This window comes from Pseudomonas sp. UBA3153 (assembly GCF_002364635.1).
Lineage (GTDB): Bacteria > Pseudomonadota > Gammaproteobacteria > Pseudomonadales > Pseudomonadaceae > Pseudomonas_O > Pseudomonas_O kuykendallii.
The window spans coordinates 219,615-242,282 of record NZ_DEYR01000035.1 but is presented as its reverse complement, the minus strand read 5'-3'; the positions used below and the strand labels follow the sequence as shown (position 1 = coordinate 242,282).

19 protein-coding genes, 1 pseudogene and 1 riboswitch are annotated in these 22,668 nt (G+C 67.2%); of the genes and pseudogenes, 13 read left to right on the top strand and 7 right to left on the bottom strand.

The window, feature by feature from the left end:
* Window positions 1-314, top strand: a pseudogene (locus tag B2X67_RS09355) (1-aminocyclopropane-1-carboxylate deaminase); the annotation flags it as partial.
* Window positions 315-317: 3 nt separating this feature from the next.
* On the opposite strand, the gene B2X67_RS09350 reads toward B2X67_RS09355, so the two are convergent.
* Entirely contained in the window at window positions 318-1,262 is a 945-nt protein-coding gene (locus B2X67_RS09350) for a DUF1853 family protein (protein ID WP_282343807.1), read from the bottom strand.
* A gap of 157 nt (window positions 1,263-1,419) precedes the next feature.
* Here B2X67_RS09350 and B2X67_RS09345 point away from each other — a divergent pair, with 157 nt between their 5' ends.
* The 8 genes from B2X67_RS09345 to B2X67_RS09310 all read left to right on the top strand — a co-directional run bounded on the left by B2X67_RS09345 (window position 1,420) and on the right by B2X67_RS09310 (window position 11,768).
* A complete protein-coding gene (locus B2X67_RS09345) occupies window positions 1,420-2,307 on the top strand; it encodes an NAD(+) kinase (RefSeq protein WP_282343809.1) in 888 nt (295 codons plus the stop codon).
* Window positions 2,304-3,278: a metallophosphoesterase gene (locus tag B2X67_RS09340; protein WP_376747747.1), complete on the top strand. Its 975-nt coding sequence runs from the start codon at window positions 2,304-2,306 to the stop codon at window positions 3,276-3,278. Before B2X67_RS09345 ends, B2X67_RS09340 begins: the two co-directional genes overlap by 4 nt.
* On the top strand, window positions 3,275-4,135 hold the full coding sequence (locus tag B2X67_RS09335) for a rhomboid family intramembrane serine protease (protein ID WP_286785310.1): 861 nt from the start codon (window positions 3,275-3,277) through the stop codon (window positions 4,133-4,135). The genes B2X67_RS09340 and B2X67_RS09335 overlap by 4 nt, the downstream gene beginning before the upstream one ends.
* 106 nt (window positions 4,136-4,241) lie before the next feature.
* Complete coding sequence (locus B2X67_RS09330) at window positions 4,242-4,499, top strand: YeaC family protein (protein WP_282343815.1); 258 nt, start codon at window positions 4,242-4,244, stop codon at window positions 4,497-4,499.
* Between the two features lie 13 nt (window positions 4,500-4,512).
* A complete protein-coding gene (locus tag B2X67_RS09325) occupies window positions 4,513-5,340 on the top strand; it encodes a DUF2797 domain-containing protein (protein ID WP_286785309.1) in 828 nt (275 codons plus the stop codon).
* Window positions 5,341-5,386: 46 nt separating this feature from the next.
* Window positions 5,387-8,056 (top strand): aminopeptidase N, encoded by a 2,670-nt coding sequence (gene pepN / locus B2X67_RS09320; RefSeq protein WP_286785308.1) that lies wholly within the window; start codon window positions 5,387-5,389, stop codon window positions 8,054-8,056.
* A gap of 229 nt (window positions 8,057-8,285) precedes the next feature.
* Window positions 8,286-9,374, top strand: coding sequence for a WD40/YVTN/BNR-like repeat-containing protein (locus B2X67_RS09315; RefSeq protein WP_286785307.1), 1,089 nt, complete (start codon window positions 8,286-8,288; stop codon window positions 9,372-9,374).
* Between the two features lie 15 nt (window positions 9,375-9,389).
* Window positions 9,390-11,768 carry an efflux RND transporter permease subunit gene (locus B2X67_RS09310; RefSeq protein WP_282343821.1) on the top strand — a complete coding sequence of 793 codons (2,379 nt, stop codon included), beginning with the start codon at window positions 9,390-9,392 and terminating at the stop codon, window positions 11,766-11,768.
* A gap of 214 nt (window positions 11,769-11,982) precedes the next feature.
* Here B2X67_RS09310 and B2X67_RS09305 read toward each other — a convergent pair whose 3' ends face one another.
* The 6 genes from B2X67_RS09305 to B2X67_RS09280 are packed head-to-tail and all read right to left on the bottom strand — an operon-like array spanning window position 11,983 to window position 18,810.
* The gene (locus B2X67_RS09305; protein WP_282343823.1) at window positions 11,983-13,617 is read right to left on the bottom strand and encodes a BatD family protein; all 1,635 of its coding nucleotides are present in this window, start codon (window positions 13,615-13,617) and stop codon (window positions 11,983-11,985) included.
* Window positions 13,614-15,362, bottom strand: a complete 1,749-nt coding sequence (locus B2X67_RS09300) for a VWA domain-containing protein (RefSeq protein ID WP_286785306.1) — start codon at window positions 15,360-15,362, stop codon at window positions 13,614-13,616. Before B2X67_RS09300 ends, B2X67_RS09305 begins: the two co-directional genes overlap by 4 nt.
* On the bottom strand, window positions 15,359-16,423 hold the full coding sequence (locus tag B2X67_RS09295) for a VWA domain-containing protein (RefSeq protein WP_286785305.1): 1,065 nt from the start codon (window positions 16,421-16,423) through the stop codon (window positions 15,359-15,361). Before B2X67_RS09295 ends, B2X67_RS09300 begins: the two co-directional genes overlap by 4 nt.
* Window positions 16,416-16,910 (bottom strand): DUF4381 domain-containing protein, encoded by a 495-nt coding sequence (locus B2X67_RS09290; RefSeq protein ID WP_282343830.1) that lies wholly within the window; start codon window positions 16,908-16,910, stop codon window positions 16,416-16,418. The genes B2X67_RS09295 and B2X67_RS09290 overlap by 8 nt, the downstream gene beginning before the upstream one ends.
* Window positions 16,907-17,791 carry a DUF58 domain-containing protein gene (locus tag B2X67_RS09285; protein ID WP_282343838.1) on the bottom strand — a complete coding sequence of 295 codons (885 nt, stop codon included), beginning with the start codon at window positions 17,789-17,791 and terminating at the stop codon, window positions 16,907-16,909. Before B2X67_RS09285 ends, B2X67_RS09290 begins: the two co-directional genes overlap by 4 nt.
* A gap of 59 nt (window positions 17,792-17,850) precedes the next feature.
* Window positions 17,851-18,810, bottom strand: a complete 960-nt coding sequence (locus B2X67_RS09280; RefSeq protein ID WP_282343832.1) for an AAA family ATPase — start codon at window positions 18,808-18,810, stop codon at window positions 17,851-17,853.
* Window positions 18,811-19,107: 297 nt separating this feature from the next.
* A riboswitch (glycine riboswitch) is annotated at window positions 19,108-19,196 on the top strand.
* Window positions 19,197-19,463: 267 nt separating this feature from the next.
* On the opposite strand from B2X67_RS09280, the gene B2X67_RS09275 reads away from it, so the two are divergent.
* The 4 genes from B2X67_RS09275 (at window position 19,464) to B2X67_RS09260 (ending at window position 22,640) form a co-directional block, all read left to right on the top strand.
* Window positions 19,464-20,372, top strand: coding sequence for a transporter substrate-binding domain-containing protein (locus B2X67_RS09275; RefSeq protein WP_282343834.1), 909 nt, complete (start codon window positions 19,464-19,466; stop codon window positions 20,370-20,372).
* An 84-nt stretch (window positions 20,373-20,456) separates the two neighbouring features.
* Window positions 20,457-21,203 (top strand): amino acid ABC transporter permease, encoded by a 747-nt coding sequence (locus B2X67_RS09270; RefSeq protein WP_282341157.1) that lies wholly within the window; start codon window positions 20,457-20,459, stop codon window positions 21,201-21,203.
* Between the two features lies 1 nt (window position 21,204).
* Window positions 21,205-21,897 carry an amino acid ABC transporter permease gene (locus B2X67_RS09265; RefSeq protein WP_282341158.1) on the top strand — a complete coding sequence of 231 codons (693 nt, stop codon included), beginning with the start codon at window positions 21,205-21,207 and terminating at the stop codon, window positions 21,895-21,897.
* A 14-nt stretch (window positions 21,898-21,911) separates the two neighbouring features.
* Entirely contained in the window at window positions 21,912-22,640 is a 729-nt protein-coding gene (locus tag B2X67_RS09260) for an amino acid ABC transporter ATP-binding protein (protein ID WP_090231651.1), read from the top strand.
* Window positions 22,641-22,668 lie beyond the last annotated feature (28 nt).

Below are 22,668 nucleotides of genomic sequence, written 5' to 3'. Positions count from 1 at the left end.
CGATCTCGGTGCCGGACGACCACGGGGTGGCGCGGCGCATCGGCGACGTGCTCGCCGACGCGGGTCTGGACGATGGCGGCTATCGGCTGCATTCGGCCAGCCGCGGCGGTTTCGCCCGCGTCGACGCGCCGCTGCGCAGCTTCATCGCCGACAGCGAGCGCCACAGCGGCATGCCACTTGAGCCGCTGTACACCGGCAAGGCGCTGCTCGCGCTGCGCGACGCCGTCGAGGCCGGGCGGTTCGCCGCGGGCACCCGGCTGATCTTCGTTCACACCGGTGGGTTGCAGGGGCGTCGCGGCCTGTCCGGCGCCTGAGGCTCATTCGCCCAAATGCGGCCATCGATCGGCGATCAGAAACACCCGCTCGACTTCCTGCCAGGCGCCGTGGCCGTCCGCTTGCAGCCGCACCAGCAGTTGTGCGCGACTGTCTGCCGGCAACGCCGCCAGCCAGTCGCCGAACTGCGGTGGCTGCCAGCGTTCGTCGGTGGTCACCCGCGCAGGCGCCAGCCAGGCCTGGCGCGGAAGCGGTTGCCAGCTGCCGGAGCCCTGCGCGGCGGCGAACGCCGGCCAGTCGCGCCGGTGGACCCAACGCCCACGGTCGTGCGCCGGATGGGCGCCGAGCGGCGACGCGCAGCCGTCGGGCCAGGGGTAGAACAGGCAGCCGCCGAGCCACAGGCGGGCGTCGGCCTGGCGCACGCCCAGCGCTTGGAGCGCGGCGAGGCCTTCGGGGCGCGCGGAAAGAGGCAGTTGGTGGCTGCTCAGGCGCTCCAGTTTCAGATCGAGACGATCACGTCCGCCGGGCCCGATCCAGTTCGCCGGATCGCCGCCGTCGCGTTCATCTGGGCCGAGGTAGAGCTTCATCGCCAGTTCCAGGTGATGCACGCCCGCGCCATCTCGCAGCAGCAGGTCGAGTTCGCCCAGCGTGCGGTTGCCTTCGCGGATCGGCAGGTTGGCGGCGATCAGCTCGATATCCGGCGCAGCGTGCAGGGCGAACTGCCAGAGCTGTTCGTAATACAGGCCGAGGCGGCGGATCGGGTGGCGTTGCAGCCAGTCGCGCAGCGTGCGGTCGTCGTCATCCAGTCGCCACAGCCAGGCCGCCAGTCGCTGCGGGTCGTCGGCCCAGGCACTGCCGGTGAGCGGATGACGCTGCGCCCAGGGCGCGTCCTCCAGCAGCGGCGCGGACAGCAGTGCCCAGGCCAGGTCGCGCACGGCGGCGGACTGGAAGCGGCGGGGCAGGTCGGCGAGCGGGGCGAAGGGCTGCATGCTGCGAGCATAGCGCAGGCTTCGGTGGCGCTGGCGCAAGGGAGAAAGCGCGCTAGCGCGGTGGTCTCACGCCAGTGGCCGGTGGCTTTGCCGTTGGTCTGCGGCGGACCTTTCGCCCATAATCCGCCTCTCCGCTAGCCCGAGCCCTGGAATCCCCATGGAGCAATTTCGCAATATCGGCATCATCGGTCGCCTCGGCAGTTCGCAGGTGCTGGAGACCGTTCGCCGACTCAAACGCTTCCTGCTGGACCGCCACCTGCACGTGGTCCTCGAGGAATCCATCGCCGAAGTAGTGCCCGGGCACAACCTGCAGACCGCCTCGCGGCGCATTCTCGGCGAGATCTGCGACCTGGTGATCGTGGTCGGCGGCGACGGCAGCATGCTCGGCGCGGCGCGTGCGCTGGCCTGGTCGAAGGTCCCGGTGCTGGGCATCAACCGTGGCAGCCTGGGCTTCCTCACCGACATCCGCCCGGACGATCTGGAAGCCAAGGTCGGTGAGGTGCTCGATGGCCAGTACAGCGTGGAGAACCGCTTCCTTCTGGAAGCCGAGGTGCGCCGCAACGGTGATTCCATCGGCGAGGGCGACGCGCTCAACGACGTGGTGCTGCACCCCGGCAAGTCGACGCGGATGATCGAGTTCGAGCTGCACATCGACGGTCAGTTCGTCTGCAGCCAGAAGGCCGACGGCCTGATCATCGCCACGCCGACCGGCTCCACGGCTTATTCGCTGTCCGCCGGCGGGCCGATCATGCACCCCAAGCTGGACGCCATCGTCATCGTGCCGATGTACCCACACACGCTATCCAGCCGGCCGATCGTGGTCGACGGCAACAGCGAGCTGAAGATCGTCGTGTCGCCGAACATGCAGATCTATCCGCAGGTCTCATGCGACGGACAGAACCATTTCACCTGCGCGCCAGGCGATACCGTGACGATCAAGAAGAAACCGCAAAAGCTCCACCTGATCCACCCGCTGGACCACAACTACTACGAGGTGTGCCGGACCAAGCTGGGCTGGGGCAGTCGGCTGGGCGGAGGCGACTGATGCTCGACCCCGCGCGCGGCTACGACCTGATCGGTGACGTGCATGGCTGCGCACGGACTCTCGAACGCCTGCTCGACGGGCTTGGCTATCACCGCCAGGCGGGTGTCTGGCGGCATCCGCGGCGGATGGTGCTGTTCCTCGGCGACATCGTCGACCGCGGCCCACGGGTGCGCGAGGCGCTGCACCTGGTGCGCGACATGGTCGCGGCGGGGCAGGCGCTGTGCATCATGGGCAACCACGAATTCAACGCGCTGGGCTGGAGCACGCCGGCGCCGCCGGGCAGCGGCTGCAGCTTCGTGCGCGAACACACGCCGCGCCACGAGCGGATGATCCGCGAGACGCTGGCGCAGTTCGACGGCCACCCGGCCGACTGGCGGGACTTCCTCGGCTGGTTCTATGAGCTGCCGCTGTTCATCGACGCCGGGCGTTTCCGCCTGGTGCACGCCTGCTGGGACAGCAGCCTGATCGAACCGCTGCGCGCGCAGTTCGCCGACGGCCGCGTCGACGAGCCGTTCGTCCAGGCCTCGGCGGTGAAAGGCAGCTTCGCCTGCACGGTGTTCGATCGCCTGCTGCGCGGCACCGACCTGCCGCTGCCGCACGGGCTGACCCTGACCAGCGAGGAAGGCTTCACCCGGCGCACGTTCCGCACCAAGTTCTGGGAGGAGAGCCCGGCCACCTACGGCGATATCGTGTTCCAGCCGGACGCGCTGCCGGACAGCGTCGCCGAGATGCCGCTATCGGAGACTCAGAAAAGCCGGCTGTTCCTCTACGGCCCGCACGAGCCACTGCTGTTCGTCGGCCACTACTGGCGCACCGGCAAGCCGGCGCCCATCCGCGGCAACCTGGCCTGCCTGGACTACAGCGCGGTGATGTACGGCAAGCTGGTCGCCTATCGCCTGGACGACGAGCGCCGCCTCGATCCGCACAAGTTCGTCTGGGTCGACGTCGAGCGGCCGGAGTCGCTGCGATGAGCCGCGTCGCCGCCATGCGCCTGCCGATCGCCACCGACCTCAGCGGCTTCGTCGGCCTGTTGCGCAGCCTGAACGTTCCGTACCGGGTCAGCGAGGAATCCGGCGAGCAGGTGCTCTGGGTGCCGGGCGAGGAACTGGCGGAGCAGGTCCGCGATCTCTACACGCGTTTTCCGCACGGCAATCCGGAGCAGCCACCGAGCCGTTTCGTGCGGCCGTCCGCCAGCCCGCTGGCGCGCTTAAAACGCAGCCCGGCCACCGCTGGCGTGCTGCTGCTGACGCTTATCGTCGCGGCGCTGACGTTCCTTGGCGACAACCTCGCCAGCCTCCGCTGGCTGACCTTCCAGGACTTCCGCATCCAGGGCGACTACCTGCAGTTCGTCCCGCTGGCGGTGAGCCTGGATGCCGGCGAGTGGTGGCGGCTGGTCACGCCGATGCTGCTGCATTTCGGCTTCCTTCACCTGGCGATGAACGCCCTGTGGTACTGGGAGCTGGGCGGGCGCATCGAGGGGCGCCAGGGCGCTTCGATGCTGCTGGCGCTGACGCTGCTGTTCAGCCTGGCGTCGAACGTCGGGCAGTACCTGTTCGGCGGCCCGGCGCTGTTCGGCGGACTCTCCGGCGTGCTCTACGGGCTGCTCGGCCACTGCTGGATCTTCCAGCGCCTGGCGCCCAATCCGGCCTACCAGTTGCCCAGGGGCGTGCTGGGGATGATGCTGATCTGGCTGCTGGTATGCCTGTCCGGCGTGATCGGCGCGCTGGGCTTCGGCTCCATCGCCAATGCTGCCCACGTCACCGGCCTGATCGCCGGCTGCGCGACCGGCCTGATCGGCGGCCTGCTGGCCCGCCGCTCATTGCAGTAGCACCGTAGGGTGGGCTTCAGCCCACCCGCGTCGTCGCATCGCGAGCGGCGCTCGCCACGGCGGGCATTCCGGTAGAATGGCGGCATTCCCCGACTGCGGAGCTGCCATGTCGACTTTTTCCGAGATGATCGAGAACATCACCCCCGAGATCTACCAGAGCCTCAAGCTCGCCGTTGAGATCGGCAAGTGGCCGGATGGCCGCAAGCTGACCCAGGAGCAGAAGGAGCTGAGCCTGCAGGCGGTGATCGCCTGGGAGCTGCAGAACCTGCCGGAAGAGGAACGCACCGGCTACATCAGCCAGCAGTGTGCATCGCACGCCAAGCCGGAGCCGCAGATCCTGTTCAAGTCGGACACCGTACATTGAGGTCCGAGTCGTGTTGAGCGAGCTGGGCCGCGGTGCCCTGAGCAAGATGTCGGTGCGCCTCGATGCACCGGTGCAGTACGCCTTTCGTCTCGGCGAGCGGAAGGTTCCGGTCAATCCGCTGATCGGCCGCTCGCTGCGCCTGGAATACCTCGGCGCGATCCACTGCAGCCATTGCGGGCGCCAGACCCGCAAGAGTTTCAGCCAGGGCTACTGCTACCCGTGCTTCACCCGGTTGCCGCAGTGCGATCTGTGCATCGTAAGCCCCGAGCGCTGCCACCATGAGCTGGGCACCTGCCGCGATCCCGAGTGGGGCACCAGCTTCTGCATGACCGATCACGTGGTCTACCTGGCCAACTCGTCGGCGGTGAAAGTGGGGATCACCCGCGCCAGCCAGATGCCGACGCGCTGGCTCGACCAGGGCGCCAGCCAGGCACTGCCGATCCTGCGGGTCGCCACCCGCCAGCAGTCCGGGCTGGTCGAGGACCTCCTGCGCAGCCAGGTCGCCGACCGCACCAACTGGCGCACGTTGCTCAAGGGCGATGCTCCGCCGCTGGACCTGATCGCCGAGCGCGACCGTCTGCTCGACCACTGCGCCGAAGGGCTGCTGGCCTTGCAGCAGCGTTTCGGTCTGCAGGCGATCCAGCCGATCACCGAGGTGGCACCGCTGGAGATCCGTTATCCGGTGCACGCCTATCCGACCAAAGTGGTCAGTTTCGATCTGGACAAGACGCCCGTCGTCGAAGGTACCCTGATGGGCATCAAGGGCCAGTACCTGATCTTCGATACCGGCGTGATCAACATTCGCAAGTACACGGCGTACCAGTTGCTGGTATCGGCCTGACCCATTCCCGCCCCGGCCGCCTGCCGGGACCGCCAGGAGCCGAAAGATGCGCACCGAGCAAGCCAAGACGATCTACCTGAAGGACTATCAGGCGCCGGACTACCTGATCGACGAAACCACCCTGACCTTCGAACTGCACGAGGACCACACGCTGGTCCACGCGCAACTGGTGATGCGGCGCAACCCGGAGAAGGGCGCCGGGCTGCCGGGCGCCGGGCTGCCGCCGCTGGTCCTCGACGGCCAGGAGCTGGAGCTGATCGCGGTATCGCTGGACGACCGCGAGCTTGCGCCCGGCGACTATCAACTCGATGACAGCCACCTGACCCTGCAGCCGACCGCGGCGCAGTTCACCGTCGACAGCACGGTGCGCATCCACCCGGAGAGCAACACCGCGCTGGAAGGTCTGTACAAGTCCGGCAGCATGTTCTGCACCCAGTGCGAGGCCGAGGGCTTCCGCAAGATCACCTACTACCTCGATCGGCCGGACGTGATGAGCAAATTCACCACCACGGTGAGCGCCGAGCAGCATCACTACCCGGTGCTGCTCTCCAACGGCAACCCGGTGGCCAGCGGCAGCGAGGAGGGCGGTCGCCATTGGGCCACCTGGGAAGACCCCTTCAAGAAACCGGCGTACCTGTTTGCCCTGGTCGCCGGTGACCTCTGGTGCGTCGAGGACAGCTTCACCACGATGAGCGGGCGTAACGTCGCCCTGCGCATCTACGTCGAGCCGGAGAACATCGACAAGTGCCAGCACGCCATGGACAGCCTGAAGAAGTCCATGCGCTGGGACGAAGAGGCCTACGGTCGCGAGTACGACCTGGACATCTTCATGATCGTCGCGGTGAACGACTTCAACATGGGCGCGATGGAGAACAAGGGCCTCAACATCTTCAACTCCAGCGCCGTGCTGGCCCGCGCCGAGACCGCCACCGACGCCGCCCACCAGCGCGTCGAGGCGATCGTCGCCCACGAGTACTTTCACAACTGGTCGGGCAACCGCGTGACCTGCCGCGACTGGTTCCAGCTGTCGCTCAAGGAAGGCTTCACCGTGTTCCGCGATGCCGGCTTCTCGTCCGACATGAACTCGGCGACGGTCAAGCGCATCGAGGACGTGGCCTTCCTGCGTACCCACCAGTTCGCCGAGGACAGCGGCCCGATGGCGCATTCGGTGCGCCCGGACTCGTTCATCGAGATTTCCAACTTCTACACCCTGACCGTCTACGAGAAGGGTTCGGAAGTGGTCGGCATGATCCGCACGCTGCTCGGCAGCGAAGGCTTCCGCAAGGGCAGCGACCTCTACTTCGAGCGCCACGACGGCCAGGCGGTGACCTGCGACGACTTCGTCAAGGCCATGGAAGACGCCAATGGCGTCGACCTCACCCAGTTCAAGCGCTGGTACAGCCAATCCGGCACGCCGCGCCTGGAGGTCAGCGAGGCCTATGATGCCGCCGCGCAGCGCTACACCCTGACGTTCCGCCAGAGCTGCCCGCCAACCCCGGGCCAGCCGACCAAGGAGCCCTTCGTGATTCCCGTGGCCCTCGGCCTGCTGGACGCGCAGGGCAACGACCTGCCGCTGCGCCTGGACGGCGAGGCCGCCGCCGCCAGCAGCCGCGTGCTCTCGGTGACCGAGGCCGAGCAGTCGTTCAGCTTCGTCGGCATCGCCGCCAAGCCATTGCCCTCGTTGCTGCGCGGCTTCTCGGCGCCGGTCAAGCTGAGCTTCCCCTACGACCGCGACCAGTTGATGTTCCTCATGCAGCACGACTCAGACGGTTTCAACCGCTGGGAAGCCGGCCAGCAGCTGTCCGTGCAGGTGCTGCAGGAACTGATCGGCCAGCACCAGCGCGGTGAGGCCCTGGTGCTCGACCCGCGTTTGCTGCATGCGCTGCGCAGCCTGATCGAGGATGAGTCACTGGATCAGGCGATGGTCGCCGAGATGCTCTCCCTGCCGGGCGCCGCCTACCTCAGCGAGCTCAGCGAAGTGGCCGACATCGACGCCATCCACGCCGCCCGCGAGTTCGCCCGCGCGCAGATCGGCGAGGCCCTGTTCGCCCCGCTGTGGCGGCGCTACCAGGCCAACCGCGAGGTGTCGCGCCACTCGCCCTATGTTGCCGAGGAAAGTCACTTCGCCCGGCGCGCGCTGCAGAACATCGCGCTGTCGTACCTGATGCTGGGCAACGACCCCGAGGTGCTGGCCGCCTGCGTGGATCAGTTCGACAACAGCGACAACATGACCGAACGCCTGACGGCGCTGGCGGTGCTGGTCAACTCGCCGTTCGAGGCCGAGCGCGGCAGGGCGTTGCAGATGTTCGCCGAGCACTTCAAGGACAACCCGCTGGTGATGGACCAGTGGTTCAGCGTGCAGGCCGCCAGCTACCTGCCGGGCGGGCTCGAGCGGGTGAAGGAGCTGATGAAGCATCCGGCCTTCACCCTGAAGAACCCGAACAAAGTGCGCGCGCTGATCGGCGCCTTCGCCGGGCAGAACCTGGTCAACTTCCACGCCGTCGATGGCAGCGGCTACCGCTTCCTGGCTGACCAGATCATCGCGCTCAACGCGCTGAACCCGCAAATCGCCGCGCGTCAGCTGTCGCCGCTGACCCGTTGGCGCAAATACGACGCCGCTCGGCAGGCGCTGATGAAGGCCGAGCTGGAGCGCATTCTGGCCTCGGGGGAGCTTTCCAGCGACGTCTACGAGGTGGTCAGCAAGAGCCTCGCCTGAGTCGCCCAGGGCCGGGGGAACCGGCTCCGATTCGTTACCGGTGGGTCAGAAAGAGGCCACGGCAGTCGCCGTGGCCTTTTTGCATCATGGCGCTGAATAAGCCGTCAATCACGGGGGTTTGGCCTTAACAAAACATAACGACACGCCGATTGTCACAGCCCGTCAAAGTCGGCAGCATAGGGGCGCTTCAACCGCACTATCACCAATAACAATAATGGGGGAAAGGTGTATGAGTGAGCCCACGTGGCGCACCCGGTCCGGTCTGTCTGCGGTTTTCCGCCGGCGGATTCTGCGACTCCACTCGCCGTTGACCAACGCACTGTCGTTGTGTGCCGCGTTTTCCATGCTGGGCCTGGGCGCCATGCCCGTGCAGGCCGAGGAAAGCGCCACCCGCGAACCCCTCTACGCCATCGAGTCGCCCAAGGCCGTGCAAAGCCTGCTGCTCGACATCGCCCACGCCGGCGCGCGCCTGGTGGCGGTCGGCGACCGTGGCCACATCCTCTATTCCGATGACGACGGCAAGAGCTGGCAGCAGGCCAAGGTGCCGACCCGGCAGATGCTCACCGCCGTGTTCTTCCTCGACGACACCCTCGGCTGGGCGGTCGGCCACGATGCGCAGATTCTCGCCACCACCGACGGCGGCAAGAGCTGGACGCTGCAGTTCGAGGACCTGCACCGCGAGGCGCCGCTGCTGGACGTCTGGTTCCAGAACGCCGATCACGGCATTGCGGCGGGTGCCTACGGCGCGCTGCTGGAGACCGAGGACGGCGGCAAGACGTGGAATGACATCAGCGACCGCATCGACAACGAAGACGGCTTCCACCTCAACGCCATCACCGCGGTGAAGGACGCCGGGCTGTTCGTCGTCGGCGAATCCGGCTCGATGTTCCGCTCTCCCGACTGGGGCCAAACCTGGGAAAAACTCGAAGGCCCGTACGAAGGCTCGCTGTTCGGCGCGCTGGGCACCGCCGAGCCGAACAGCCTGGTGGTCTACGGCCTGCGTGGGCACCTGTTCCGTTCCGCCGATTTCGGCGACACCTGGGAGCGCATCGAGCTGAAGACCGCCAGCGGCGGAAAGCTGGAGTTCGGTCTGTCCAGCGGCTCGTTGCTCGCCGACGGCTCGCTGGTGGTCGTCGGCCACGGCGGCAGCGTCCTCAAGAGCAGCGACGATGGTCGCAGTTTCAGCGTCTTCAACCGTCCCGACCGGATTTCCCTGGCCGCGGCGACCGCGGGTGCCAACGGTGAACTGATCCTGGCTGGGCAAGGCGGTGTGCGTGTCTCCTCACCGACAGGCGCCGTGCTGGTCGAAAAACAATAACGCCGGGAGAATTGAATGAGTCCTCACCAACAGAACAAGGCGAGCCTGCTCGAGCGCCTGATCTTCAACAACCGCCCGGTGGTAATCCTGATCTGCGTGCTGGTCAGCGTGTTCCTGTTCTACCAGGCCACCCAGGTTCGTCCGTCCACCAGTTTCGAGAAGATGATCCCGCTGCAGCACCCCTTCATCCAGAAGATGATGGAGTACCGTAACGACCTGGCCAACCTCGGCAATACGGTGCGCATCTCGGTGGAAGCCACCGATGGCGATATCTTCTCCAAGGAGTACATGGAGACGCTGCGCAAGATCCAGGACGAGGTGTTCTACATTCCCGGCGTCGACCGTTCGGGGCTGAAATCGCTGTGGAGCCCCAGCGTGCGCTGGAGCGAAGTCACCGAGGAAGGGTTCGCCGGCGGCGAAGTAATCCCGCAGACCTATGACGGTTCCCCGCAGAGTCTCAACGACCTGCGCAACAACGTGCTCAAATCCGGGCAGATCGGCCGGCTGGTGGCGAACAACTTCAAGTCGAGCATCATCGACATCCCGCTGTTGGAGAGCTTTCCCGACCCGAATGACCAAGGCAAGCTGGTCAAGCTGGACTACCGCGAATTTTCCCATCAGCTCGAGGACAAGATCCGCAACGAGTACCAGGCGCAGAACCCGAACGTGAAGATCCACATCGTCGGCTTCGCCAAGAAGGTCGGCGACCTGATCGACGGCCTGCTGATGGTGGTAGTGTTCTTCGGCATCGCCTTCGTCGTCACCCTGGTGCTGCTCTACTGGTTCACCTGGTGTATCCGCAGCACCATCGCCGTGCTCTCGACCACGCTGATCGCGGTGATTTGGCAGCTTGGTCTGATGCACACCGTGGGGTTCGGCCTCGATCCGTATTCGATGCTGGTGCCGTTCCTGGTGTTCGCCATCGGCATCTCCCACGGGGTGCAGAAGATCAACGGGATCGCCTTGCAGTCGAGCGAGGCGGAAAACGCCTTGACCGCCGCGCGGCGCACCTTCCGCCAGCTGTTCCTGCCGGGGATGATTGCCATCCTCGCCGATGCCGTCGGCTTCATCACCCTGCTGGTGATCGACATCGGCGTGATCCGCGAGCTGGCCATCGGCGCCTCCATCGGGGTCGCGGTGATCGTTTTCACCAACCTGATCCTGCTGCCGGTGGCGATCTCCTACATCGGTATCAGCAAGAAGGCCATCGAGCGCAGCAAGCGCGACGCGGTAACCGAGCATCCGTTCTGGCGCCTGCTGTCGAACTTCGCCAGCGCCAAGGTCGCGCCGGTGTCGGTGATCCTCGCGTTGGTCGTCGCGATCGGCGGCTTCTGGTACCAAAAGCAGCACCTGCAGGTCGGAGACCTTGACCAGGGCGCGCCCGAACTCCGTCCGGACTCGCGCTACAACCAGGACAACGATTTCATCATCCGCAACTACTCGACCAGCTCCGACGTGCTGGTGGTGATGGTCAAGACCGAGGCCGAGGGTTGTTCGACCCACGGCACGCTAGCGCCGATCGACGAACTGATGTGGAAGATGCAGAACACCAAGGGCGTGCAGTCGGCGATCTCCCTGGTCAGCGTCTCCAAACAGATGATCAAGGGGATGAACGAGGGCAACCTGAAATGGGAAACCCTGTCGCGCAACCAGGACGTGCTGAACAACTCGATCAGCCGGGCCGAAGGGCTCTACAATAGCGACTGTTCGGTGGCGCCGGTGCTGGTGTTCCTCGAGGACCACAAGGCCGCCACGCTCAAGCGCGCCATCGAGGCGGTGGAAGCGTTCAAGGCCGAGCAGAAACCGGGCGGTCCGGAGTTCATCCTCGCCGCGGGTAACGCCGGTATCGAGGCAGCCACCAACGAGGTGATCGCCAAGTCCGAGTTGACCATTCTTACGCTGGTTTACCTCTGCGTTGCCGGGATGTGCCTGATCACCTTCCGCTCGTTCGCCGCCACCGTGTGCATCGTGCTGCCGCTGATCCTCACCTCGATCCTCGGCAATGCCCTGATGGCCTTCCTCGGTATCGGCGTGAAGGTGGCGACCATGCCGGTGATTGCGCTGGGCGTAGGCATCGGCGTGGACTACGGCATCTACATCTACAGCCGCCTGGAAAGCTTCCTGCGCGCCGGGCTGTCGATGCAGGAGGCCTACTACGAGACGCTGAAATCCACCGGCAAGGCGGTGCTGTTCACCGGTATCTGCCTGGCGATCGGCGTGGCGACCTGGATCTTCTCGGCGATCAAGTTCCAGGCCGACATGGGCCTGATGCTGACCTTCATGTTCCTGCTCAACATGTTCGGTGCGTTGTGGCTGCTGCCGGCGCTGGCGCGCTTCCTGATCAAGCCGGAGAAACTCGCCGGCAAGACGGGCGGTACCCTGCTGTCGCACTGATGTAGGTCGACGCAAGAAAAGGAACCGCGGCCCTGGCCGCGGTTTTTTTATGGGCCTGTGAAGGTGGTCTCTGGAGCTGAGTGCCAGGCGGGACCGACAGCAAGCGGGCTAGGTTTGCCGGATGAGTGCAACCCTGGATCGGAGTGCTCGGCGGGACAGCGACCGCGTGGGTTTCACCCACCCTACGCTGCGCAGAGGCTGGGCGGCGGATTCGTCAGCGCGGATACAGCGGCGGCAGCGGGCTGGGTTCCTGGGGCGTGGCGGCGGCTTCGGCAGGGGGGAGGGTGCGGATCGCCAGCCACAGGTCTTCGCCCTGCCAGTGCTGCCCGGTTTCGCTGTAGAGCGAGCCGTTGAGGCCATCCAGCGCGTCCGACAGCGGGGTGAAGCGCGCAGCCATGTCGGCGAGGGTCTCCGGCTGCTGGCGGGCCCAGGCGTCGAGCGCCTGGCGCGTCGCCTGGGTGTCGTTGGCCAGGCAGGCGCGCTTGAGGTCGTCGAGCAGCGTGCGCGGGCTGGGCCCGGTGGGTGCCACCCGTTGCACGGCGGGTTGCTGGCGCGCGTGCCACCAGAGGCCGAAGCCGAGCAGTGTGGTGCAGGCCAACAGCGCGCTGAGCACCTGCCAGGGCCACAGCGGTGCGGCGTACTCGGCGGCTTGCGGCGCCTCGGCGGGTGGCAGGCCGGGAGCCTCCAGAAGCGGATCGGCGACCACCTCGATGTGCCGTTCCGGCAGGGTGGTGCGCTCCAGGCGGTCCTCGGTGGTGTTCCACCAGACCACCTCCAGCGCCGGCAGGTCGATGGCGCCGCTGTGGATCGGCACCAGCGCCTCGCTCTGCTCGCGACTGCCGATCAGGCTGGCGTCGGTCGCCTGGTTCGCCAGATGGGGTTGGTCGGGGTAGCGTCGCAGCGCATCGCTGCGGGTGTCGCCGATCGGCGGCAGTTGGGCGCTGGAAAGACCTTCGGCGCGCAGGATCAGGTTGCGCGTCAGCGAATCGCCGACCTTCACCTCGTCCGGCTCCGGGCTCCAGGCTTCCGACAGACTGAGGGCGCTGGCCGGCAGCCAGGGCGCGTCGGCCGGGTAGCTGGCCGGCTTGGGCAGCACTTGCAGCGGGATTTCCGGTGACTTCACCCGCGTCAGCCGGCCCGGGCGCGAGCCGAACGGCAGCAGGCCGCTGCTCGGCGCGTTCTCCACCAGGGTCGCGCTGAACGCCAGTGGCGGTATCTTCAGCGCACCGCTTTGCTGCGGGAAGATCGCGTAGCGCATCTCGATCACCCCGTGGCGCACGCCGCCGATTTCCTTCTCGTAGGTACGCGGTTCGCCGAGGGGCTCGACCCGCGCGTCCTCCATCTGCAGCGGCGTCAGGCTGCTGTCGTCGTACAGCGGCACCGAGTGGTAGATGCGCAGGGTCAGAACCAGTTGCGCCTGCACGTAGACCTTCTCGCGGTCGACGCTCGCATCGATGTACACCGGCGCCATCTTCGCGCTGCCGCTGCTGCCGGCCGGCTCGATGTACAGAGTGATCGGCTGGCTGCTGGCGTCGCCGAGCCTGAGCGGCGGGATCACCACGTAGCCGGTCTGCCTGGGTTGCAGGGTGACGATCCAGCGCGTGACCTGGCGGGTTTCGCCATTGACCACGGCGAGGCGGTTGACCTGGCGCGTGCCGAGCACGTCGAACAGCGCGTCGAGGGCGCTCAGGTCGGGTTTGCCGAACTGCGCGACGTCGTCCGACTCCAGCGCCAGTTCCAGGGTGTCGCCCTCGTCGAGACGGGTGCGGTCGACGCTGGCGTTGAGTTCCAGTGCCTGGGCGAAGCCGGGCAGCAGGGCCAGTAGGAGAATGCCGAGCAGGCGCATCATGGTTGGTTTTCCTGGCGTTTCTTCTGTTCGTACCAGAACTTGCGGCGCAGCAGTTCGGCCGGATCGTCCGGTATCTGCCGCAGCCATTGTTCGAGTGCCTGGCGCCGCTCGCCGTCTAGCGGCGAGTCGTCGAGGGTGCGGCGCTGCGTGGTTTCTTCTTCGTCGGGCGGCTGGGCGGCGTCCTTCGGGGGCGGTAGCGGGCCCGCGGCATCGGTAGGCGCGGTATCGGCCGGCGCGGCATCGCCCGCCGGTCGCGCGGTCGGTTTCTCGCGGGCGTCGCTCGACGGCGGCGCGGTGCTCGGCGTGCTCTCGGGCGGCGCCTGTTCGCCAGGCTGCGCCTCCGGCGACGGGCTGCCCTGGCCCGGGTTCTGCGATTTCTCCTGCTGGCGCTGGCGCAGCAGTTCCTCCACCAGGGCCTTGTTCTTCTGCGCCGCGCTCAGGTCCGGCTGGCGTTCCAGCGCCGCGTCGTAGGCGTCGATGGCTTCTTCCAGCTCGCCGCTTCTGGCCAGTGCGTTGCCGCGATTGTAGTGATCGGCGGCGCTGCTGCCCTGGGCGAAGCGCTCGGCCGCCGCCGGATAGTCGCCCGCGCGATACAGCGCCTGACCCTGCCAGCGCGGGTCTTCGAAGCGCCGTGCGGCTTCCGCCGGACGCTGCGCTTCGAGCAGGCGCTGGCCCTGCTGGTCGGGGCGTAGCCAGAGGTCGTCGAAGCCGAAGGCGAACACCGGCTGCGGCAATACCCACAGCAACGGCAGGCAGAACAGCCAGCCGCGCCGGCCGGCGCAGGCTGCGATCAGCAGGAGCGGCAGCAGCAGCCAGTGTCCCTGGTCGGCCCACAGCGCCAACTGGGTGACCTCGCCGTCCTCGCGCAGCACCTGTGGCATGTCCAGCAGGCCGAGTTGCCGCAGGTCGGCCTCGTCGATGCGCGCCTGTGCGTAGCGGCCATGCAGTTCCCCGGCGAAACGCTGCAGGCCGCTCTCGTCCAGCCTGGGCAGGAGGATCGCGCCCTGGTCGTCCTTGAGGAAACCGCCTCCTTCGAGGGCGATCGGTGCGCCCTGGGGCGTGCCGACGCCGAGGATCAGCAACGGCGAGGAATGCCTGTCGAGCGCCTGGCGGATGCCCTGGCGCTCGCGTTCGTCGAGGCTGCTGCCGATCAGCAGCAGGCGGCCGCGGCCCTGTGCGCCCTGTTCGAGCAGGGCCAGCGCCTGCGCCACGGCGAGGTCCGCGCGGCGCCCCGGCTCTGGCATGATCGACGGCTTCAACGCATCGAGCAGGTTGCGCGCGGTGGAGTGGTCGTTGGACAGCGGCACCAGCGTGTGGGCGCTGCCGGCATAGACGACGATCGCGGTCTGCGCCTCGGAGCGGGCCTCCAGCAGGTCGAGCAGCTTGCGCCGCGCCTGGGCGAGGCGGTTCGGCGTGGCGTCGGTGGCGAGCATCTCCGGAGTGAGTTCGAGCAGCACCACCAGCGGGTCGCTGCGTTTCTGGCTGACCTGCTCGGTGCGTTGCCAGCTGGGGCCGAGCAGGGCCAGCAGGGCGAGCAGCCAGGCCAGGCCCAGGGCGACCCACGGCAGCCGGCTGTTGCGACCGCGTCCGCCGGACAGCAGTACGTCGTGGAAGGCGGGCGGCAACAACATCTGCCAGCGTCCGCTGCGCTGTTCGCGGTGCCAGAGGCGCCACAGCAGCCAGCCGAACAGCGGTAGTAGAAGCAGCCAGAACGGCCGCAGCCAATGTGGCCAGAGCGCGATCATGGGCGGCGGCTCCAGCGCGGACGCTTGGCGAACAGCGGCTTGAGCCGCGTGAGTTTGCGCGGCAGGCGCTGGGCGAAACGCGGGTGCGGCCAGAGGGCGTGCGCCACCAGCGCCAGGCTGAGCAGCACCGCGGCGGCCAGCGGCCAGCTGTACAGCGCGCGGGCCGGACGCGCCTGGGTCGGTTTCTGCACCACCGGCTCGAGCCGGTCGAGGCTTTCGCCGATGGCTTTGAGTTCGTCCTGCGAGCGTGCCCGGAAATACTCTCCGCCGGTGAGGCTGGCGATTTCGCGCAGCGTCGGCTCGTCCAGGTCGAGGCCAGGATTGAGCCCCAGCAGGCCGAGGGTGCCGCTGTCGGCGGGGTCGGCGCCGATACCGATGGCGTAGACCTTCACCTGTTCCTCGGCGGCCAGGCGTGCGGCGGTCAGCGGATCGATCTGCCCGCCGTTGTTGGCGCCGTCGGTGACCAGTACCAGCACGCGGCTGTCGGCCGGGCGCTCGCGCAGGCGCTTGACCGCCAGCCCAATGGCGTCGCCCAGCGCGGTGTTCTTGCCGGCGATGCCGATGAGCGCTTCGTCGAGCCAGGTGCGTACGGTGTGGCGGTCGAAGGTCAGCGGCGATTGCAGATACGCCTGGCTGCCGAACAGGATCAGCCCGACGCGGTCGCCGCGGCGGCCCTCGATGAAATCGCCGAGCAGGCGCTTGACCAGGGTCAGGCGGCTCGCCGGCTGCTCGTCCCACTGCATGTCGGCGTAATCCATCGAGCCGGACACGTCCACCGCCAGCAGCAGGTCGCGGCCGCTGGCCGGCAAGGGCAGGGGTTCGCCGACCCATTGCGGGCGCGCCGCGGCGAGCAGCAGCAACAGCCAGAGCGCGGCGAACGGCGCCTGCTGGCGCCAGGCCGGCAGGTTGGCGCGGGCGCGTCGTCCGGCGAGGCCTTCAAGTTCGTCAAGGAAGCTGACGTTGAGCGCCGCCTCGCCGCTGTCCGCAGGCGGCAGCAGGAGGCGCAGCAGCCAGGGCAGCGGCGCGAGCAGCAGTAACCACGGCCAGGCGAACTCAAACATGCTTGCGCACCCAGATGTCGATGGCCTGCTGCAGGCCGGCGATGGCCTTGTCGTCGAGCCGGCATTGCGGCCGGTAGGCGCCGTCGACGAGGACCATCCAGCGCGTCAGCCCGGCCGCCGGGCAGCGGTTGTCGAGGAACGCCAGCCAGGCGCGCCCGCTGAGGGTCTCGCAGTGGTCGTTCGGGTAATGCGCCAGGCACAGGCGCTTGAGCAGCGCGTTGAGTTGCTGTAGCCAGGGGCCGGCCGGCGCGTCGTCGTAGGGCTTGGGCAGCTGCTCCAGTTCGTTGAGGGCGGCCTGGCGCAGCGGGTCGAGACGAACCTCGGCGCGGCGTTCGCGGCGCCTGTGCGGTATCCGCCCGCGCAACCGCCAGAGGCCCCAGAGCGCGATCGGCAGCAGCGCCGCCAGCAGCCACCAGCCAGGCGCCGGCGGCCAGGCGGAAACCGGCGGCGGCGCGATCAGGGGCTGGAGTTGGTCGAGCGGGTTCATTTGCGTTTTTCCGAACGCTGCACGTAGAGGTGGTCGCGCAACTGGTCGACCAGGTCGCTGGCCGTGCTCAGCGGCAGCAGCGGCACGCAGAGCTTCTGCGCCAGACGCTGCCAGCGCTGCCCGCGTTCCTCGGCCTGGGCGGCGTAGACCAGCCGCAGCTCGGCGGCGTGGGTGTCGAGTTCCAGCCGCGCGCCGCGTTCGGCGAAGCGCAGCAGCCCGGCCGCCGGCAGCTCGTGGTCGAGAGGATCGGAGAGCGGCAGCAGGACCAGGTCGGTGTGTCGCGCCAGCAGGGCGAGCTGCTGTTCGGCGGCCTCGGACAGCGCGCGCTCGTCGCACAGCACCAGCATCAGGCTGCCGGGGCGCAGCACTTCGCGGGCGCGGCGCAGGGCCAGGCCGAAGGCGTCGCGGTTCGGCTGCGCTTCGCTGTGCAGCGCCTGGTTGGCGCGCACCAGCCGGTTGAGCAGTTGCAGCAGGCTCTGCTTGCTGCGCCGCGGGCGTATTTCGTGGTGCTCGTGATCGCCGAACACCAGCCCGCCGATGCGGTCGTTGTGGCCCAGCGCGGCCCAGCCGATCAGTGCCGCCGCGCGCGCGGCGAGCACCGACTTGAATTGCAGCGCGGAGCCGAAGAACAGCCGCCGGCTCTGTTCCACCAGGACGAACACCGGGCGTTCGCGCTCCTCGTGGAACAGCTTGGTGTGCGGCTCCTGGGTGCGCGCGGTGACGCGCCAGTCGATGGTGCGCACGTCGTCGCCGGCCTGATACACGCGCACTTGGTCGAAATCCACGCCGCGCCCGCGCAGCTTGGAATGGTGCAGGCCGATCAGCGGGCTGCGCCGGCTCGGCGTGGAGAACAGCTGCACCTCGCGCACCCGGTGGCGCATGTCGATCAGCTCGGCAAGGTCGCTGCGGATGCCGGGCTGTAGCGGCAGCGGGTGGGTGGTCACGCCACCGCCACCACGTCGAGGATGCGCTGGATCACCTTGTCCTGGTCGACGCCCGAAGCCTCGGCCTCGAAGGACAGGATCACCCGGTGGCGCAGGACGTCGAAGAGCATCGCCTGGATGTCTTCCGGGCTGACGAAGTCGCGGCCGGCCAGCCAGGCGTGTGCGCGCGCGCAGCGGTCTAGGGCGATGGAGCCGCGCGGACTGGCGCCGTAGGCGATCCACTCGGCGAGTTCGGCGTCGAACTTGGCCGGGGTGCGCGTGGCCATGACCAGTTGCACCAGGTATTCCTCCACCGCATCGGCCATGTACAGGCCGAGGATTTCCTTGCGCGCGGCGAAGATGGCCTGCTGGCTGACGCGGCGCTCGGGCAGGCTTTCGCCGTTCAGCGCTTCGCCGCGGGCCTGGGCGAGGATCTTGCGTTCTACGCTGGCGTCGGGGAAGCCGATCTTCACGTGCATCAGGAAGCGGTCGAGCTGCGCTTCGGGCAGCGGGTAGGTGCCTTCCTGCTCGATGGGGTTCTGCGTCGCCATCACCAGGAACAGCGGCGACAGGTCGTAGGTGCTGCGGCCGACGCTGACCTGGCGCTCCGCCATGGCTTCGAGCAGCGCCGACTGCACCTTCGCCGGTGCGCGGTTGATTTCGTCGGCGAGCACCAGGTTGTGGAAGATCGGCCCCTGCTGGAACACGAAGCTGCCGGTTTCCGGGCGATAAATCTCGGTGCCGGTGATGTCCGCCGGAAGCAGGTCGGGGGTGAATTGGATGCGGTGGAATTCGGCTTCCAGGCCCTCGGCCAGGTCCTTGATGGCCTTGGTCTTGGCCAGGCCCGGCGCGCCCTCGACCAGCATGTGGCCATCGGCGAGCAGCGCCACCAGCATGCGTTCGACGAGCTTTTCCTGGCCGAGGATCTGGCTGGAGAGAAATTGTCGCAGCGCGACCAGCGCTTCGCGGTGTTCCATGGGGTCAGTTCCGGTTGGGATGGCGAGCCAGAGCCGCTCGTCGAAGGCGTCGTATCTTAATCGAAGGCGGCGGGCGTAGCTAAGGCTGCATGCACCGCTGCGGGGGACGCTCCGGACGTGTTCCGCCGTGGTGCGCGACTGTCGTTCGGGGTGTCCTGGCGGTGCGAAACGGGCGCCGATTTTTGCGACCTGAAGGTGCATTGGTGTGAGTGGGTGTTCTTGTGTGGTGCAAAACACTACTTATCAGTTAAATGTCCAGATAGTTTGTTGCAGTTATAGATTTTGTTGGGTATATCTCTCGTAACCACGGGAGAGACCGGCTACCCGCCGGCGCCGAAGGAGCAACCGCCCCGGAAACTCTCAGGCAAAAGGACCGTGGGGTTCACCGCATTCTGGAAAGAGGCGCCGCATGCGCCCGCCGACGGGATAACGCTCTCAGGCAACCATGACAGAAGGGGCAGATGGCCGATGATTCGGTTGGAAATCTGCTGCGTTGCCCTTTGTCAGTGCCACTGCGCTCGATCTCCTTCCCCTTCGATTGGCCATCCTTGGCGGATCAAGCTGCGCGGGCTGGCATCGTCCCGGTGCCTGTCCTCGCCTCTTCAATAGCGGATCGGGGTCAGTTCATGACAAGCACAAAGCAGTCAGGCGGCATGAAGAAGGGTCTGTTGGGCGCGGGCATCTGTGTGCTGGCGGCGTGGGTTTCGCTGGCCAATGCGCAGGAACTGGAGGGCACGCTGAAGAAAGTGGCGGAGTCCGGCAGCATCACCGTAGGTCACCGCGATGGCGGCATTCCGTTCTCCTACTACGACGACAAGCAGCAACCCGTGGGCTACGCCATGGACCTGTGCGGCAAGGTGGTCGATGCGGTGAAGGTCAAGCTGGGCAAGCCCGACCTGAAGGTCGAGTACGTGCCGGTAACCGGCACCACGCGCATCCCGCTGCTGGCCAACGGCACCATCGACATGGAGTGCGGCACCACCACCAACAACGCCGAACGCCAGCGCCAGGTCGCGTTCTCCACCACCTACTTCGTTGCCGGCGTGCGCATCATGGCGAAGAAGGCCGACCACATCACCGGCCTGCAGGACCTCAAGGCCAAGACCATCGTGACGCCGGCGGGCACTACCAGCGTGCGTCTGCTCAACGAAGCGAACAACAAGGACGACCTGGGCATGCGCATCCTGTCCGCCAAGGACAATGCCGAGGCGCTGCTCACCGTGGAAACCGGCCGCGCGGTCGCCTACGTGTTCGACGACGTTTCCCTCGCCGGGGTGATCGCCTCGTCGCGCTCCCCGGAAATCTGGGAGATCGTTGGCGATGCACTCTCCGTGGAGCCCTACGGAATCATGCTGCGGCGCAACGATGCGCAGTTCAAGGCGCTGGCTGACCAGACCCTAGGCGCGCTCTATGCCAGCGGCGAGATCAACGCGATCTACGACAAGTGGTTCCTGCAGCCGATTCCGCCGCGCGGCATCCTGATGAACCTGCCGATGTCGGAGCAGCTGAAGAAGGTCATCGCCGCGCCGACCGACAGCGCCGATCCGCAGGTTTACCAGTAAGCCGCCGGGGCCGGCTCGCCGGCTCCGGTGTTTCCCGCGGGCCGGTTCCGGCCCGCGTCCGCTGCCCCTCGCCCGGATACCCGCATGGATTACACCTGGAACTGGAGCGCCCTCTGGTCGCTCTCCCTTGACGGTCGACTGACCTATTTCGAGACGCTGCTGCTGGGCCTGGCCTGGACCCTGGCGACGGCGCTCTGTGCCTTTTTCCTCGCGCTGCTGGTCGGCTCGCTGCTCGGTGTGATGCGCAGCGCGCCGGTGGCCTGGATGAACCGGGTCGGCGCCTGCTTCGTCGAGCTGTTTCGCAACGTGCCGCTGCTGGTGCAGATGTTCCTCTGGTACTTCGTGCTGCCCGAGCTGCTGCCTGCCGCGGCCGGCGACTGGCTCAAGCAATTGCCGGACGCGCAGTTCTACACCGCGGTGCTGTGCCTGGGCTGCTACCACGGGGCGCGGGTCGCCGAAGTGGTGCGCTCGGGGCTGGGCAGCCTGTCGCGCGGGCAGGGCATGGCCGGCCAGGCGCTCGGCCTGACGCTGCCGCAGACCTATCGCTACGTGCTGTTGCCGATGGCCTACCGGATCGTCGTGCCGACCCTGACCTCGGAATTCCTCAGCACCACCAAGAACACCTCGGTGGCGCTGGCCATCGGCCTGGTCGAGCTGACCGCCAGCGCGCGGGCGATGCAGGAGGGCACGTTCCAGGTGTTCGAGGCGTTCGCCGTCGCCACCGTGCTGTACCTGGCGCTGAACCTGGTCATCGTGTTCCTGATGCGCGTGCTGGAACGCAAGGCGCAGGTTCCGGGGTATGTCAGTGGCCATGAGAAGGGAGGGCGCTGAGATGTTCGCCGGTTTCGATTTCGATGTGATCGTGCGTGCCCTGCCGTACCTGTTCCTCGACGGCATGGCCTTCACCCTGACCCTCACCGTGCTGGCAACCCTGGGCGGGATCGTCCTCGGCACGCTGCTGGCGCTGATGCGGCTGTCGCGCTTCGCCGTGCTCTCCACCTTCGCTGCCAGCTACGTCAACCTCATGCGCTCGCTGCCGCTGGTGCTGGTGATCTTCTGGTTCTATTTCCTGATGCCCTACGTCGGTCAGTGGGTCACCGGCGCGGCCAACCCGGCGCGCGTTGGCCCGTTCTGGTCGTCGCTGGTGACCTTCACCCTGTTCGAGGCCAGCTACTTCTGCGAAATCATCCGCTCCGGCATCCAGTCCGTGCCTCGCGGGCAGGTGATGGCTTCCCAGGCGATGGGCATGACCACCGCGCAGACCATGGGCTACGTGATCCTGCCGCAGGCGTTCCGCAACATGCTGCCGATCCTGCTGACCCAGACCATCGTGCTGTTCCAGGACACCTCGCTGGTGTACGTGCTGTCGATCACCGACTTCCTCGGCGCCGCGGCGAAGATCGCCCAGCGCGACGGCCGCCTGCTGGAGATGTACCTGTTCGCCGCGCTGGTCTATTTCGCGATCTCCTTCACCGCATCCTTTTTCGTGCGCCGCCTGCAAAGGCGCGTCGCCATCGTTCGCTGAGGTTTCCCATGTCCATGATCGCCATCAAGCAGGTTTCCAAGTCCTACGGTGATTTCCAGGTGCTGAAGAATTGCTCGACCGAGGTCGCCAAGGGCGAGGTCGTGGTGGTCTGCGGCCCGTCCGGCTCCGGCAAGTCGACCCTGATCAAGACCGTCAACGGCCTGGAGCCGATCAACCAAGGCGAGATCGTCGTCGACGGCACCACGGTCACCGACAAGGCCACCAACCTGCCGCAGCTGCGCTCGCGGGTCGGCATGGTGTTCCAGCATTTCGAGCTGTTCCCGCACCTGAGCATCGCCGAGAACCTCGCGCTGGCGCAGATGAAGGTACTCAAGCGCTCGCGCGCCGAGGCGCTGGCCAAGGGCGCGGCGCTGCTGGCACGGGTAGGGCTGTCGGCGCATGCGGACAAGTTTCCCGGCCAGCTCTCCGGTGGCCAGCAGCAGCGCGTGGCCATCGCCCGTGCCCTGGCGATGGACCCGGTGGTGATGCTGTTCGACGAACCGACTTCGGCGCTGGACCCGGAAATGGTGACCGAAGTGCTCGACGTGATGGTCGAACTGGCCAACGAAGGCATGACCATGATGGTCGTCACCCACGAGATGGGCTTCGCGCGCAAGGTCGCCAACCGCGTGGTGTTCATGGACGCCGGCGAAGTGGTGGAGGATGCCGACAAGGAGGCGTTCTTCGCCGAACCGCGCAGCGAGCGGGCGCGGCAGTTCCTGTCGAAGATTCTCGCGCATTGACGGGCAGCGGCGCCGCCCGTATCGGCAC